Below are 15663 nucleotides of genomic sequence, written 5' to 3'. Positions count from 1 at the left end.
AGGCGGCCGCTCAGGCGCCCGAGGCGGGCGGGAACCGGAGCCCGGGAGGGAGCCGAAACCGGAGCGCAAGCCGGAGCCCGCGCCGGCGCCGGGGCCGAAGGCCCCCCGGCCGGACCGGCCGATCCCCACGCCGGGCGAGGTGTTCCCGCCCCGCCGCAAGCCCGGCCCGGCCCCCGAGAGCCGCACCGCCTGAGCGCTGCGTACTCTGGAAACTCATGACCTAAGGGAGGCCGTACGCCATGGATTACGTCGCAGCGTTGCTTCCGCCCGTAGTGATGGCCGTGGCCTTCACCGCTCTGATCGTGACGATGATCAAGAGCCAGGGTGGCGCGAACAAGTCCAAGGAGGACGCCGCCGTGGATGCCGTGCTGGCCCGCGCCGAGTCCGCGGGGCAGGAGCCCACGGCACACGGCGCCTGATCCACCCACCGCCATTTCGGCGGCCCGCACGCCCTGTACGACCCGGGATTGACCGTCCCGGGTCGTACATCCTTTTTCCGGCACAAACGCCACGAGATCAACGGGCATTCGCGACATCTCCCACTATTGTTCTTGTGTGCCGAGACGCTTGGGTGATCTGGAAGACGCGGTCATGACGCGGGTCTGGGAGTGGAACCGCCCGGTCACCGTTCGAGAAGTCCTGGAAGATCTGCAGAAGGAACGGTCGATCGCCTACACAACGGTCATGACCGTATTGGACAACCTGCATCAGAAGGGCTGGGTACGCCGCGAAGCAGAAGGCCGCGCCTATCGATATGAGGCGGTCTCCACTCGCGCCGCCTACGCGGCCGCACTGATGAACGAAGCATGGTCCGCCAGTGACAACCCCGCGGCCGCTCTTGTGGCCTTCTTCGGCATGATGTCGCCGGAACAGCGACAAGCCCTGCGCGATGCCGTACGGATGGTCCAAGTCGACGAACCGGCGGAAGACGCGGAACAACAGTCGGAAGAGGCCGGGCCGGCCGAAGAAGAGCGCACGGTGGCCGAAGAACGCGAAGCAGAAGCGGCGCCGGAAGCGGCCGGTGAAGCCGGATCTGCCGAAGGGGATGAACCCGGGGCGAGTGCCACCGGCAAGGGGCGATAGCGTCCGGGCATGCCTCCGCATTCAAAAGGCCTGACCGTCCGCCGTGCCAGGACCGGCGATGTACCGGCCGTACGTCGCCTCATCGATGCCTACTCACGCGACGGGATCCTGCTCGACAAAGCCACCGTCACGCTTTACGAGGACATCCAGGAGTTCTGGGTGGCGGAGCGCGACGAAGACGGCGAGGTCGTCGGCTGCGGGGCGCTCCATGTCATGTGGGAAGACCTGGCAGAGGTCCGCACTCTGGCCGTGGACCCGCGGCTGAAGGGCTCCGGTGTCGGCCATGAAGTCCTGGACAAGCTGCTGCGTACCGCGAGCTGGCTCGGAGTACGGCGCATTTTCTGTCTCACCTTCGAAGTCGAGTTCTTCACCAAGCACGGCTTCGTGGAGATCGGCGAGGCTCCGGTAGACGGTGATGTGTACAGCGAGCTGCTGCGTTCCTATGACGAGGGCGTTGCGGAGTTCCTCGGCCTCGAACGAGTGAAGCCCAACACCCTGGGTAACAGTCGGATGCTTCTGCACCTGTGATGAGTGTTCTATGTCCGAATCGCTCCCCTATCTCATGGCTACGGAAGCATGCGTTCCCCGGTCTGTGGGCAAGTGAACCCTACCCAAGGGTTTGTGTTTTTCCCGGAAAAGCGGTTTGCTTTCCGTCGTAATCCGCATTCGATGAAAGGGAAACCGGTGGCACAGAAGGTTCAGGTTCTTCTTGTCGACGACCTCAGCGGTGGCGAGGCGGACGAGACGGTGACGTTCGCCCTCGACGGCAAGTCCTACGAGATCGACCTCTCCGACGCCAACGCCCAGAAGCTGCGCGAGTCGCTCGCGGAGTTCGTGAAGGCGGGCCGCAAGACCGGTGGTCGTTCTGCGGGCCGCGGCAAGGCGCGTGCGGCGGCTTCCGCCGGTGGCCAGGACACCGCGAAGATCCGCGCTTGGGCGAAGGAGAACGGCTACAACGTCAATGACCGTGGCCGTGTCCCCGCCGACATTCGCGAGGCATTCGAGAAGGCCAACGGCTGATCGCCGTAGGCGCGGTCCGATTGGGCATTACGAGCACGCAACAACCGGGCTCGGTGGCACTCCGTTGCCGCCGTGCTCACGAGTCGTACGAGGTCGGGGGCGCCCCCACCGTCCCCGATTCCTGCCCCGAGCCCCGTGGTGGGCAGGGAATTCTCCGCCTCGTACCCGGGCCGGGGAGGTCGCACCCATCCCGCGGCCTCCCACGAGCCGAATCCGTACGACTCGAATCCGTATGACGAAGATGCGCCTGTGGGGAACGACGGCGCGGGCATCCGGTCTCCGGTCCCACGCGCGGTGAGATCCGTGGTGAGGGCGCCCCACTCCAGCCATTCCAGGATTCCCGGGAGTTCCTCGGCGCCGCCGGCCGCGATGAGCATGAGCAATTTCGGCCGATCACCCGGGTGATTCCCGCCGCGTCCGGCCCGAAGGAGCGCCACCGGGCCGGTGCGCGGCAGTCGCCGCAGGACGGCGCTCCCCGCGTCGGCGGGCATCTCCAGCACGTCGAAGCACAGCCCCGTCAGCAGCTGCACCGGCTCCGTTGCGGTGGTCGGCCAGCCCATTTCCTCCTCGTACCACCGGCGGAGGGCGGCGAGAGGGGTGCGGGGGCGCGGAAGCACGCGGGGCATGCCCGGTGCAACTCCCGAAAACCCAGGAAGTTACGCTGGGTGCAGGCATGGATACGTACCGTGCCCGCGCGAGGGGGCGTGCCGAGGCATCCGGTGGTGTGCGGATGTTCGCCCGTAGCGGATGGAAGGAGCCCGCGCCGCATGGAGTGTCAGTGGCAGCGGGTAAGACAGTCTCAGTGGGAAGAGTCGGTGTGACCGGCGCCAAAGGCGCCTCGCCCCGGCCGATGGCCGACTTCGGGCGGCGTGTCGGCAAGGGGTGCGTTCGCCACGGGCGTAGTGGCGGAGGGCGTATATGCCTGGCCTGCGGGAACATCGTCTCGCACCATCGAGTTGGAGCAGATGTCAGCTGTTCGGCAGTAAATTTCCCCGCCGGAGCGGGGGTGATCCGGACGGGTGTCGGCAGTTGGAATGAGCTGTCCCGCCCCGCGGGACTAGCATGCGGAAGGACAGGGAGGGGACCGACCCCTAACTGCCTGACCGCTCTGAGGAGCGATTAACGATGTTCGAGAGGTTCACCGACCGCGCGCGGCGGGTTGTCGTCCTGGCTCAGGAAGAAGCCCGGATGCTCAACCACAACTACATCGGCACCGAGCACATCCTCCTGGGCCTGATCCATGAGGGTGAGGGTGTCGCCGCTAAGGCCCTGGAGAGCCTCGGGATTTCGCTCGAGGCGGTCCGCCAGCAGGTGGAGGAGATCATCGGGCAGGGGCAGCAGGCCCCGTCCGGGCACATCCCCTTCACTCCCCGTGCCAAGAAGGTCCTGGAGCTGTCGCTCCGCGAGGCCCTCCAGCTCGGCCACAACTACATCGGTACGGAGCACATCCTGCTCGGCCTGATCCGCGAGGGCGAGGGCGTCGCCGCCCAGGTCCTGGTGAAGCTGGGCGCCGATCTCAACCGGGTGCGGCAGCAGGTCATCCAGCTGCTCTCCGGCTACCAGGGCAAGGAAGCCGCCACGGCAGGCGGCCCCGCCGAGGGCACGCCTTCGACGTCCCTCGTCCTGGACCAGTTCGGCCGCAACCTGACGCAGGCCGCTCGCGAGACCAAGCTCGACCCGGTCATCGGGCGCGAGAAGGAAATCGAGCGGGTCATGCAGGTGCTGTCCCGTCGTACCAAGAACAACCCGGTGCTCATCGGCGAGCCCGGCGTCGGTAAGACGGCGGTCGTCGAGGGCCTGGCGCAGGCCATCGTCAAGGGCGAGGTGCCCGAGACCCTCAAGGACAAGCACCTCTACACCCTCGACCTCGGTGCCCTGGTCGCCGGCTCCCGCTACCGCGGTGACTTCGAGGAGCGCCTGAAGAAGGTCCTCAAGGAGATCCGCACCCGCGGCGACATCATCCTGTTCATCGACGAGCTCCACACCCTGGTGGGTGCGGGCGCCGCCGAGGGCGCGATCGACGCCGCGAGCATCCTCAAGCCCATGCTGGCGCGAGGCGAGCTGCAGACCATCGGTGCCACGACGCTCGACGAGTACCGCAAGCACCTGGAGAAGGACGCGGCCCTTGAGCGCCGCTTCCAGCCGATCCAGGTCGCGGAGCCGTCGCTGCCGCACACCATCGAGATCCTCAAGGGTCTGCGGGACCGCTACGAAGCGCACCACCGCGTCTCCATCACGGACTCCGCGCTGGTCGCCGCCGCCACCCTGGCCGACCGCTACATCTCCGACCGCTTCCTGCCGGACAAGGCGATCGACCTGATCGACGAGGCCGGCTCCCGGATGCGGATCCGCCGGATGACCGCGCCGCCGGACCTGCGCGAATTCGACGAGAAGATCGCCGATGTGCGCCGGGAGAAGGAGTCCGCGATCGATTCGCAGGACTTCGAGATGGCCGCGGGCCTGCGCGACAAGGAGAAGCAGCTCCTGGCCGCGAAGGCGAAGCGGGAGAAGGAGTGGAAGGCCGGCGACATGGATGTCGTCGCCGAGGTGGACGAGGAGCTGATCGCCGAGGTTCTGGCCACGGCCACCGGCATCCCCGTCTTCAAGCTCACCGAGGAGGAGTCCTCGCGGCTGCTCCGTATGGAAGACGAGCTGCACAAGCGCGTCATCGGCCAGAAGGACGCCATCAAGGCGCTCTCCCAGGCCATCCGCCGTACCCGTGCCGGCCTGAAGGACCCCAAGCGTCCCGGTGGCTCGTTCATCTTCGCCGGTCCGTCCGGTGTCGGTAAGACCGAGCTGTCCAAGACGCTGGCGGAGTTCCTCTTCGGTGACGAGGACGCGCTGATCTCCCTCGACATGTCGGAGTTCAGCGAGAAGCACACGGTCTCGCGGCTGTTCGGTTCGCCTCCCGGCTACGTCGGCTACGAAGAGGGCGGTCAGCTCACCGAGAAGGTGCGCCGCAAGCCGTTCTCCGTCGTGCTCTTCGACGAGGTCGAGAAGGCCCACCCGGACATCTTCAACTCGCTGCTGCAGATCCTGGAGGACGGTCGGCTGACCGACTCCCAGGGCCGGGTCGTGGACTTCAAGAACACGGTCATCATCATGACGACCAACCTCGGCACCCGGGACATCTCCAAGGGCTTCAACCTCGGCTTCGCGGCCCAGGGCGATACCAAGTCCAGCTACGAGCGGATGAAGAACAAGGTCAACGAAGAGCTCAAGCAGCACTTCCGCCCCGAGTTCCTCAACCGTGTCGACGACACCGTCGTCTTCCACCAGCTGACCGAGGAAGACATCATCCAGATCGTCGACCTCATGATCGCCAAGGTGGACGAGCGGCTCAAGGACCGCGACATGGGCCTCGAGCTCAGCGGCGAGGCCAAGTCGCTGCTGGCCAAGCGCGGGTACGACCCGGTGCTCGGCGCCCGTCCGCTGCGCCGCACGATTCAGCGCGAGATCGAGGACGCCCTCTCGGAGAAGATCCTCTTCAGCGAGCTGCGTCCGGGCCACATCGTGGTCGTCGACGTCGAGGGCGAGGGTGAGACCGCCAAGTTCACCTTCCGTGGCGAGGAGAAGTCCGCGCTGCCGGACGCCCCGCCGATCGAGTCCGCGGCCGGCGGTTCGGGTCCGAACCTGAGCAAGGACGCCTAAGCGGTACAGCGCCAAAGGCGCATATCTCGCATACGGCACTGCCCCGGAATCGTTTCGTACGATTCCGGGGCAGTTCTGTATTCGGTGGCGCCGAGGCCATATCCGGTAAGAATTCGGTGTGCCGGGATTGTGCGGATCTTATCGGCGCGACCGGCCGGCGCCGCCCGGCCTACATCTGGACAACGCGAATGCCGTCGGGTACGCCGGTCACCGGCGGAATGCGACGGCCGATCCGGAGCGTGTCCAGTTTCGGGAATGCGGACAGCCATTCCACGGAGACGCCGAGGTCGTAGGCGAGCCACAGCCGGGTCAGCCCGTCGGCCGGGGCGATGCCCTCGACGAGCTGATCGGGGGTGAAGGGCCCGGAGATCCGCAGCTGAGGGCGGCCGCCCAGCCGCCGCAGGGCATGCAGTTCTTCCAGGTCGGAGACCGGAAAGTACAGCTCGGCCGGTTCGAGATGGGCGATGATCTCGCGGGCGTAGCGGGCGGTGTCATAGCGCCGCCAGGCCCCGGCGAGCTGCGCCCGTACGTCATGGTGCGCCCGGCCGCGCAGCGCCGTCAGATAGTCGATCGCCCGGTCGTCCGCGATCGAGGTGGCGGTGATCGCGAGGAGATATGCCTCGCTGTCCGGCACCTGCGTGGGATCGGGCAGCATCTCCAGCACGATCGGCCCGATCCAGCCCAGCGCGCGGGCCGCGGACGGAGTGCCGGGGCGCACCATGTCGCGGGTGAAGCGCCGCACCCGCGCCCGGACCGCCGGGTCCAGCTCGGTGGCGTGCTCCAGACAGGCGGCCGCCAGCAGCTTGCGGTGCCGGGCCTCGGCGGCGCGGACGCCGGAGTGCGGGGCGAGCAGCCCGTCCAGGAGGGCCGCGCACTCGTCCGGGCGGGCCAGCGCCACGGCCATCCGGATGACGTCCTCCCAGTCGTCGTGGTGGGCGTGGTCGAGCAGCAGCCCGAAATCGTGCCGCTGAACGACCGCGCGGGCGGAGAGATAGTCCTGGAAGGTGCGGTGGACGAAATCGACGGTGCCGGGGGTGGGCTCGCGCAGCAGCCCGGTCCGGTTGAGCAGATGCCGGAAGACGTCCTCGGGGCCGCCCTGGCGGGCCGCGTCCGGGATGGCGGGCAGATGCCGGGCGAGGGTGTCGATCGCGGTGGCCCGGTCCATCTCGGAGCGGCCGTTGACCAGCATCCAGTGAGCGAGCTTCTGCAACAGCTGGATCTTGGGCTGCCGGGTCAGCTCGACACCGTCGGTGGCGGCCATCGCCCGCTCCCGGTCACGCCGCTCCAGCAGCATCGACAGCGCGGCGTCGTAGAGCTCCTTGCGGCCGTTGGGCAGATAGCCGCGGCGATCGCGGTGCAGGGCGCACAGCAGCCCGCACATCAGCGGATTGGTCGCCAGCCGCCCCAGATCGCGGGTGATGCGTACGGCATTGAGCAGCGTCCGCTCGTAATGGCCGAGCCGGCCCAGGTCGGCCGGGCTCTGCTGGGCGGCGGCGCGGTGCCAGCGCTGGATGAACGCGGCGACGTCCTCGCGGCTCATCGGAGCCAGTGACACCTCGCTGAACCCCTCGCCGGCCAGCCAATGGCCGGGCACGGCAGACGGCCGGGAGGTGACGACCCAGACGTTGCCCGGATAGCGGTCGGTCCACTCGCCCAGCTTGCGGCGCACCTGCTCGCGGTCGCTCTCCGGGGCCTCGTCGATCCCGTCGATCAGCAGCAGCGCCCGGCCGGAGCCGAGCACCCGCTCCGCCCAGCCGGCCGGCGCCTCGGCGGCGTCCTCGTGGCCGACGGCGCTCAGGAACGTGCCGGGCGAGGGCAGCCCCTCCCGGGCGAAGCGGCGTACGGGCAGCAGGAACGGCACCCGGCCGCGCAGCGCCGCCAGCGCATCGGGCAGCTCGTCACGGGCGGTGGCGACGGTCAGCCACTGCAGCAGTGTCGTTTTACCGGACCCGGCCACCCCGCGGACCAGGACCCGGCTGCGGCCGGAGAGCGCCTGCTCGGCGGGGAGCGGGGGGTCGTCCTGGCCGGTCGTGTCCTGAGGGGCCGCGTCGCCGCCGTCCGGCCGGCCCCCGTCGGGCTCCGGCGGACCGGGCTCGCACTGCAGCCCCAGGTAGGCGGCGTCCAGCGGCCAGCTGTCCGGGGAGTGCGCGAGATCGATGCCGTAGATGGTGAGGTGGTTGTGGAGGGTGGCGGTGGCATGGGCGTAGCGCGCCTCGAAGGCGGCGTCGGCGTCCTGGGCGGTGCCGTCCTCGGAGGCGGCGGGGGACGGGGCGGGGGACGGGGACGGTATGAGAGGGCCGGCGGTGGCTTGGCCGTGGATCAGTTCGGCGAGGGTACGGGTCTGCTCGGCCAGGGTGCGGGCCACGTAGGCCGACCGCCGGGTGAAGAAGTGCAGGATGTGCAGCGCCGCGGCGTCCAGCAGCAGCCCGTGCAGCCGGGCTCCGTCGTGGGTCAGCCCGCGGGTGACGCCGGGCACGGTCCCGCAGAGGCGATGGGCGAATTCGGCGGGGAGCAGGCGGACGGCGTCGAGGTCGTCCATCTCGATGTCGGCGAGCGCCCGCAGAGTGCGGGCGAGGGCTCTGGTGACGTCCTGGTTGCCGTTCTCGTCCTCGTCCTCGCCGCCCGCCGCCTGCTCGACGAGGGCCGCGGCGAGGCGGTGCAGCTCCGGCTCGGTCAGGGCCGGCTTCTCGCCGGTGAAGGAGACCAGGCGGGAGATGCGTACGGGCCGGTCGACGGGCTCGGCGACCGGCCCGTCGGTGACGAAGAGCTTGCGGACCAGCGGATCGATGGCGTGCGGGGTGAGGCGGGCGAGGATGGTTGTGGGATCCATGGGCTCCCCGTAACTGCGGCAGAGGACAGTGCGACCAGATTAGGTGCGGGGGCGTGGGTAGACCGTGAGTTTGATGTGGGGAGGGAGGGTTGGGGCGGGGTCCGGACGCAGGTGGGAGAGATGGACCTCTTGGAGATCCGGGAGGATTGCCACGGGGGAGAGGTCGATCAGGGCGTCGATCGCGCCGAAGAGCTGGAGCTTACGGACGCCGGGGAAGACCGGGAGAGCCGCGCTCAGCATGTGGCTCAAGCAGGATTCGGGGTGGCGCGGAATGTTGAGCATGCTGAGGGTTTTCACTTGGGGGAGCTGGAGGCCGGGAGGCGTGTGCAGGGTGGCCTCTTCGTCCGCCATGCCGAACGAAAAATGCTCCAGCGCGCTCAGGGACGCCAGTTCGCCCCATTGATCCTCGGCGAAGTCATCGGTGATGCGCTGCAGGTAGATGCTTCGCATGTCGGGCCATGGCGTCAGGCCGGCGAATTCGACGCCGATGGGCCGGCTGAGGGTCAGGTGGCTCAACGGGGCATCTGCGGGGAGCGCCGCCAAGCCTTCTGGCGGAAGGGCGGAGTGGAGCAGCAATTGACGTATGTGGCGTAGGCGATTGAGTGCGCGCGGAGTCGACAAGGTTTTGGCCGGCGGCCCGGAGATGCTCAGTGTGTGGAGGTGAAGGTCCGCGAGCGGCGCGACGCTTTCGACTGCGGGACAGTCCCAGAGTGACAGCCACTCCAGTGCCGGGAATTCGCGGAGGAACGCGAGGTTGCTGATCTCCGGGTTCTCCATGATGGCCAGGCTTTTGATCGACTCGGGCTGCAATCCGTCGAGAAGTTCACGAGTGGTGAAGGCGCCACTCACAGATGCGCGGGGGCGGCCACCGAGTGCCTTGAGCGCGCGCAGCTCGGCGGGAGACGCGACGGAGACGGTCACGTCGGTGTCGAGGTGCTGGATGATCTCCTGGGCGTACCGGTCCGTATCGAATTGCGGCCATGAGGAGGCGAGTTGGCTCCGAGCGCCGCTCGCGGGATGGCCCCGAAAGAGCTTCATGACTTCCAGAGCCGCGTCCGACGCGATGAATGCGGCGGTGGCCACCACCTCCTGCGCCTCATCCTCCTCCAGCCCGTCCGGGCCGGGCAGCAGCTCCAGCACCAGGGGCCCCACCCCCGCGAGCAGTTTCGACTCCTTGTAGCTGCGGGGCGGCAGGATCGCCCTGGCGCGCTCGTTCACCAGGTCCCTTACGCGCGGATCGAGTTCGGTGGCGTGCTCCAGGCAGGCCAGGCCGAGAAGGTGGACGCGCAGACGGGTGAGCTCGTCCTCGATGCGATCCCCGCGTGCGATCAACTCACGCAAAATCTCCGCGCGTTCGCGCGGCCTGGCATGTGCCACCGCCATCCGGATCACGTCCTCCCACTGGGAGTCCGTCGCATGCGCCACCAGCAGCCCGAAGTCCCCGTCCTCGATGGCTGCCTTGGCGCCGAGGTAGTCCTGGAAGGTCCGGTGGACGAAGTCCACCGAGCCGGGTGACGGTTCGCGCAGCAGCCCGCTCCGCAGCAGCAGATGGCGGAAAACAGCCGCTGCAGTGCCCTGCGCCGCGGCCGCGGGGACGGCCGGCAGCGCCTCGCCGATGATGCGCTCGGCCCGCTCGCGGTCGAGTTCCGTACGCCCGTTGCGGATGAGCCAGTACGCGAGCCGTTGCAGCAGCTGGATCTGTGGCTCGTCGCTCAGCTCGATGCCCGTAGGGGCGGCCATATCGCGTTCGCGGTCGCGGCGGGAGAGCAGCATGCCGAGGGCGGCGTCGTACAACTCCTTGCGGCCGCTGGGCAGATAGCCGCGGCGGTCCCGGTGCAGGGCGCAGATCAGACCGCACATCAGGGGGTTGGTGGCGAGCCTGCCGAGGTCCTGTTTGGTGTGGACGGCGGCCAGCAGGGACTGCTCGTAGGCGTCGAGGCGCTCGGGGTCCTCGGCGTCGCAGCGGGCCGCGTCGTGCCAGCGGCCGATGAACGCGGCGACCTCGGCGCGGCGCATGGGGGAGAGCGTCAGCTCGCCGAAGCCGTCGGCGGCGAGCCAGTCGTCGCGTACGGCGGAGGGGCGGGTGGTGACCATCCACAGGTTGTGCGGGAAGGCGTCGAGGAGATCGCGCAGCCACCGGCGGGCCTGTTCGCGCTCGCGCTCGGGGATCTCGTCCAGGCCGTCGACCAGGAGGAGCGCCCGCCCGGACGTCAGGACGCGGTCGGCCCAGCCGTCCGGCTGCGCGCCGGATACGGGGCAGCCGACGGCCGCAAGGAAACGGTCGGGGGTGGGCAGGGGCGCACGGTCGCGGGTGAGGGTGCGCAGGGGGAGGACGAAGGGGATCCGGCCGTAGAGGTGGGGGAGCGCGGTCTCGCCGGGGGCCTTGGTGCAGGAGACGGCCAGCCACTGGACGAGGGTGCTCTTGCCGGAGCCGGCGACGCCGCGCAGCAGGACCCGGTCGCGGCCGGCCAGGGCCTGGTCGGCGGGGACGGGGGCGGGCGCCGCGGCCTGCGGGACGGTTTCGTCGTCCCAGGGGCTGATGGCGTTCGGCTCGCGGGCGGCCGGCGCCGTCGCCTCCAGGCTCATGTACGCCGCATCGAGCGGCCACCGGTCCGGGGAATGGGCGAGATCGATGCCGTAGATGGTCAGGCGGCTGTGCTTACGGGCGATGTAGGAGAGGTAGCTGCGCTCGAAGGCGGTGTCCGAGGCCCGCTGCGACGGGTGCCGCTCGATGAACTTGTCGATGACCGTGATCAGGCTGTCCAGGCTCCGGCTCTGCTGGACGAGGGTGCGGGCCACAAAGGTCGACCGCTGGGTGAAGAAGTGCACGATGTGCAGGCAGGCGATGCCGAGCAGGGTGGCGTGCAGCAGCTCGGCGTCCCGTGAGAGGCCGCGGACGGCATGGGGACTGGCCGCTTCGAGGCGTTCGGCGAGGGCGGTGGAGCCCAGATGCACGGCCTGTACATCGTCCATGTCGAGAGCGCCGAGGCCGCGCAGCGTGGTGGCCAGCGCGTCGGCCACCGCCCCTTCCTCGTCCTCGGGGACCGGCCGCTCGCCCGGGCCGGCGGCGCGTACGGCCCGGTCGACCAGCTCTGCCGCGAGCTTGTGCAGGTTCTTGTCGGACAGCGTGCGCTGCTCGCCCTTGAAGGACACCAGCGCGGACATCCGTACGGGTCCCGCCACCAGGCCGGCGCCCGGCCCTTCCTTGACGAAGAGCTTTCTGATGAGCGGTGCGACCACGCCGGAGGCGAGTCGGACTCCTAACGCTGACGGGTCCATCGTGCGGTGCGCCCTCCCCCGTGGCCGGCGATGTCGTCGGGCCAGGCTAGAGCGGTCGCGGGGGCGCCGGGCGGGGATCGGCCAGGTTCGCGTACGGAGTGAGTACGGAGTGAGTACGGAGCGGGTGCGGAGTGAGTGCGGCGCGAGTGCGGGGCGAATGCGGCCCGGAAAGGTGTGGCGCCGGTCACGGAAATGCCGTCCGGATGTCTTCCGAATGGGATATCCGGCGGTGCCGAGTAACCCGCGTCACAGATTCCGGAGTAGCCCAGGTCACAGGGAAAAGGCATTGGATCTTGCTTCTCCGTGACATGGCGCACAGGCGATTTGGGGCCTACTAAAGAAATTAGGGGAAGTGCGGGGCAGGGAGGTGGGGGTTTTGGGGTCTTGGGGCGGGGCGCGTGGGCGGCCGACGTGCCGGACTGCGCGCCGCCCGCGCCACGTACGGGTAAAGCCCCTGCTCAAGCGGGGTGCGAGAGCTCCCCGACCTCGTCCGAGTTGTCCCATTTCGGGGGTTTAGTGCAGAGGTCGGGCCGGACCGCAAGGGCCTCGTTACCGGGGTCCGTGATACGGGCCGGGATAGTAGAAAGGCCCCTTGGCGGGGCGGCGCATGCGGGTTACCAAGGAATGGCGATCCCGGTCCGCAGCCGGGAAACCAATCAATTCACGGAGGAAAAACCCGCATGTCGAAGTTCACCGCTGTTCGCAATTCGAAGAAGTCCGCTCTGCGCAATCGCGTCGCCGTTGTGGCCGCCGGTGTCGGTGTCGCCGCCGCCCTGGGCGCCGGTGTCGCCTCCGCCGCCGACGGCGGCCTGACGAGCCTCACCTCGGGCGTCGGTTCGGCCGTCACCGCGCAGGCCGACGCGCAGGCCAAGGCCGCCGTCGACGCCAAGGCCGCCGTGGCCAAGGCGAAGCAGGACGCGGCCAAGGCCAAGGAGGACGCGGCCAAGAAGGCCAACGCCTGGGTCAAGCCGGTCGAGAAGTACGTCCTCGGCTCGTCCTTCGGCCTGGCCGGCAGCCACTGGGCGCACAACCACAGTGGCCAGGACTTCGTCGTGCCGACCGGTACCGCGGTCAAGGCCGTCCACAAGGGCACCGTCGTCAAGGCCGGCCCCTGGGGTGGCGGCGACGGCCCGGCGTACGGCAACGCCATTGTGATCAAGCACGACAACGGTATGTACACCCAGTACGCGCACCTGTCACAGATCCAGGTCCACATCGGTGAGCAGGTCGGCACCGGTGAGCAGATCGGTCTGTCCGGCAGCACCGGTAACTCGACCGGCCCCCACCTGCACTTCGAGGTCCGCACCGGTCCCAACTACGGGACGGGCATCGAGCCGACCGGATTCCTGCGGGCTCACGGCGACGCCGTCTGAGCTGAATCCGGCCGGGCTGGCCGGCGGTTCGGCGGGTTTGCCGCCGTGACCAGTTCTGTGGCGACCTCGAGGATGGCCTTGCGCTTCTCCTCGGGGTCGCCCTCCAGGTTCTGCATCGCGAACATGCCCGCATGCATGGAGAACAGCGCCGTGATGCAGCGCACCTGATCCGTCAGCTCGGCGTCGGGCTCCTTCAGGAGGCCGAAGAGGGTCAGCATGCGGGCTTTGAAGCTCTCGCCGATGCTCAGATCGCGTACCGCGGGCTGGTTCTCCTGCATGAAGCGGAAGAGGGGCTCGCCGGCGCGCAGCGATTCGCTGTAGCGGCGGATGAGCTCCTTCTTGGTTTCCAGGGTGCGCGGCTGCGTCTGTGCCCAGGCGATCAGGTCGTCGATCGGCCCGGCCAGATCCTGGAACAGGCTGATGACGATGTCTTCCTTGGTCTTGAAGTGGTAGTACAGCGCCGCCTTGGTGACCTCTAGCTTTTCGGCGATCTCGCGCAGTGAGGTCTTGTCGTAGCCCTGTGCGGAGAACAGCTCCAGAGCAACGTCCTGAATGCGCTGACGGGTGTTCCCCCTGCGCGCCTGCGGTGTGCTCATGGTGCTCTCCTGCGTTGTCGGTACTGGTCAGAGGGCTGCCCAGGGGGGCGCCAAGGAAACTTACTTGACGCCCGGCTAGTTGCCCGCCTACCTTCATCACTGTACTGAACTAGCTGGGCGGCAAGTAAGTGGGAGTGAGTGATGGGGAAGTCGCAGAATGCGACCCCGACGGGGGACGGACAGATAGCGGAGGCGGGAGACGGACCGCCGTCCGCGCCGAGCGCGGGCAAGCAGCCGGCGAGCGTGCGCATGGTGCTCTTCGCGCTGATGATCGCGATGCTGCTGGCGATGCTGGACAACATGATCGTCGGCACCGCGATGCCGACCATCGTCGGCGAACTGGGCGGACTTGAGCATCTGTCCTGGGTCGTCACCGCATACACGCTCGCGACCGCCGCCTCGACGCCGATCTGGGGCAAGCTCGGCGACATGTACGGACGCAAGGGCGTCTTCCTGACGTCCATCGTGCTCTTCCTGATCGGCTCCGCGCTGTCCGGCATGGCGCAGGACATGGGGCAGCTGATCGGCTTCCGCGCGGTCCAGGGTCTGGGCGCGGGCGGTCTGATGGTCGGCGTCATGGCGATCATCGGCGATCTGATTCCGCCGCGCGAGCGCGGCAAGTACCAGGGCATGATGGCCGGCGTCATGGCCGTCGCGATGATCGGCGGGCCGCTGGTCGGCGGCACCATCACCGACCACCTCGGCTGGCGCTGGAGCTTCTACATCAACCTGCCGCTCGGCGCGATCGCGCTGATCATGGTGACCGCGGTGCTGCATCTGCCGAAGAAGCGGTCGCAGACCCGTATCGACTACGTCGGCGCCGCGCTGCTCACCATCGGCATCACCTCGCTGGTGCTGATCACCACCTGGGGCGGCACCGAGTACGACTGGCTGTCCGGCCAGATCATCGGCCTCGGCATCCTCGGTGTGGTCGCGCTCGTCGCCTTCGTGCTGGTGGAGCGCAAGGTCAGCGAGCCGGTGCTGCCGCTGCACATCTTCCGTAACGGCAACTTCTCGCTCGTCACGCTCATCGGCTTCCTGGTCGGCTTTGTGATGTTCGGGTCGATGACCTTCCTGCCGCTGTTCCAGCAGACCGTGCAGGGCGCCTCGGCCACCAACTCCGGTCTGCTGCTGCTGCCGATGCTGCTCGCGATGATGGTCGTGTCGCTGTTCGCCGGCCGGGTCACCACCCAGACCGGTAAGTACAAGATCTTCGTCGTGGTCGGTGGCGCCTGCATCACCGTGGGCCTTGCGCTGCTGTCCCTGATGGACACCGACACCACGCGCTTCACCTCCGGCGTCTATATGGCGGTGCTCGGTGCCGGTATGGGCTTCCTGATGCAGACCACGATGCTGATCGCGCAGAACAGCGTCGAGATGAAGGACATGGGCGTCGGCTCGTCGTCCGCCACCCTCTTCCGTACGATCGGCGGCTCCTTCGGCGTCGCGATCTTCGGCGCGATCTTCACCAACCAGGTGCAGTCCACCATGGTCGAGCGGATCGGCAAGGCCGGCGAGAAGATGACCAGCGGCGGGGCCCAGATGGACCCGAAGGGCCTGGCCAAGCTGCCGCCGATGATCAGGGACGCCTACGACCACGCGGTCGCCACCGGCACCCACCATGTCTTCCTGTGGGGCGCGGCCGTCAGCATCATCGGCTTCGCCGCGGCCTGGTTCCTCAAGGAGGTGCCGCTGCGCGGCGGCCCGGCCAAGCCTGCCGAGAGCCTGGAGGGTGGGGACGCTCCGGTGGACCGGGTAGCGGTTGCAGAGACCGTCTGACCGGCCCCGTTTCTCGGCCGACGAGCGGCCCCCGGCGCATCTGCCGGGGGCC

General features: G+C 68.6%; 11 protein-coding genes and 1 pseudogene. 8 read left to right on the top strand and 4 right to left on the bottom strand.

From position 1 onward, the window contains the following. The 5 genes and pseudogenes from DY245_RS45530 to DY245_RS38125 form a co-directional block, all read left to right on the top strand. Positions 1 to 193: pseudogene (locus DY245_RS45530) on the top strand (hypothetical protein); the annotation flags it as partial. Between the two features lie 46 nt (positions 194 to 239). After that, positions 240 to 419: a hypothetical protein gene (locus DY245_RS38140; protein WP_128511682.1), complete on the top strand. Its 180-nt coding sequence runs from the start codon at positions 240 to 242 to the stop codon at positions 417 to 419. 136 nt (positions 420 to 555) lie between these two features. Then, positions 556 to 1083, top strand: coding sequence for a BlaI/MecI/CopY family transcriptional regulator (locus DY245_RS38135; protein ID WP_128511681.1), 528 nt, complete (start codon positions 556 to 558; stop codon positions 1081 to 1083). 9 nt (positions 1084 to 1092) lie between these two features. Further along, positions 1093 to 1611, top strand: a complete 519-nt coding sequence (locus tag DY245_RS38130) for an amino-acid N-acetyltransferase (RefSeq protein WP_128511680.1) — start codon at positions 1093 to 1095, stop codon at positions 1609 to 1611. A gap of 156 nt (positions 1612 to 1767) precedes the next feature. Then, a complete protein-coding gene (locus tag DY245_RS38125) occupies positions 1768 to 2103 on the top strand; it encodes a histone-like nucleoid-structuring protein Lsr2 (RefSeq protein ID WP_128511685.1) in 336 nt (111 codons plus the stop codon). Here DY245_RS38125 and DY245_RS45525 read toward each other — a convergent pair. After that, positions 2034 to 2729, bottom strand: a complete 696-nt coding sequence (locus DY245_RS45525; RefSeq protein WP_128511679.1) for an SCO3374 family protein — start codon at positions 2727 to 2729, stop codon at positions 2034 to 2036. The two genes, DY245_RS38125 and DY245_RS45525, sit on opposite strands and share 70 nt — an antisense overlap. 499 nt (positions 2730 to 3228) lie before the next feature. Here DY245_RS45525 and DY245_RS38110 point away from each other — a divergent pair, with 499 nt between their 5' ends. Next, positions 3229 to 5754 carry an ATP-dependent Clp protease ATP-binding subunit gene (locus DY245_RS38110; RefSeq protein WP_128511678.1) on the top strand — a complete coding sequence of 842 codons (2526 nt, stop codon included), beginning with the start codon at positions 3229 to 3231 and terminating at the stop codon, positions 5752 to 5754. Between the two features lie 169 nt (positions 5755 to 5923). Here DY245_RS38110 and DY245_RS38105 read toward each other — a convergent pair whose 3' ends face one another. Together DY245_RS38105 and DY245_RS38100 are read right to left on the bottom strand one after the other, a co-directional pair. After that, entirely contained in the window at positions 5924 to 8584 is a 2661-nt protein-coding gene (locus tag DY245_RS38105) for an NACHT domain-containing protein (RefSeq protein ID WP_128511677.1), read from the bottom strand. Between the two features lie 39 nt (positions 8585 to 8623). Then, a complete protein-coding gene (locus DY245_RS38100; RefSeq protein ID WP_425329497.1) occupies positions 8624 to 11824 on the bottom strand; it encodes an NACHT domain-containing protein in 3201 nt (1066 codons plus the stop codon). Between the two features lie 719 nt (positions 11825 to 12543). Here DY245_RS38100 and DY245_RS38095 point away from each other — a divergent pair. After that, positions 12544 to 13236, top strand: a complete 693-nt coding sequence (locus tag DY245_RS38095) for a M23 family metallopeptidase (protein WP_128511675.1) — start codon at positions 12544 to 12546, stop codon at positions 13234 to 13236. Here the strand turns inward: DY245_RS38095 and DY245_RS38090 are convergent. Beyond that, positions 13218 to 13832 carry a TetR/AcrR family transcriptional regulator gene (locus DY245_RS38090; RefSeq protein ID WP_128511674.1) on the bottom strand — a complete coding sequence of 205 codons (615 nt, stop codon included), beginning with the start codon at positions 13830 to 13832 and terminating at the stop codon, positions 13218 to 13220. The two genes, DY245_RS38095 and DY245_RS38090, sit on opposite strands and share 19 nt — an antisense overlap. Before the next feature lie 141 nt (positions 13833 to 13973). Here DY245_RS38090 and DY245_RS38085 point away from each other — a divergent pair, with 141 nt between their 5' ends. Continuing rightward, the gene (locus DY245_RS38085; protein WP_425329496.1) at positions 13974 to 15611 is read left to right on the top strand and encodes an MDR family MFS transporter; all 1638 of its coding nucleotides are present in this window, start codon (positions 13974 to 13976) and stop codon (positions 15609 to 15611) included. The last annotated feature ends 52 nt before the right edge of the window (positions 15612 to 15663 follow it).

Source organism: Streptomyces inhibens, from assembly GCF_003389455.1.
Lineage (GTDB): Bacteria > Actinomycetota > Actinomycetes > Streptomycetales > Streptomycetaceae > Streptomyces > Streptomyces inhibens.
This window is presented reverse-complemented; position numbering and strand designations above follow the sequence as displayed.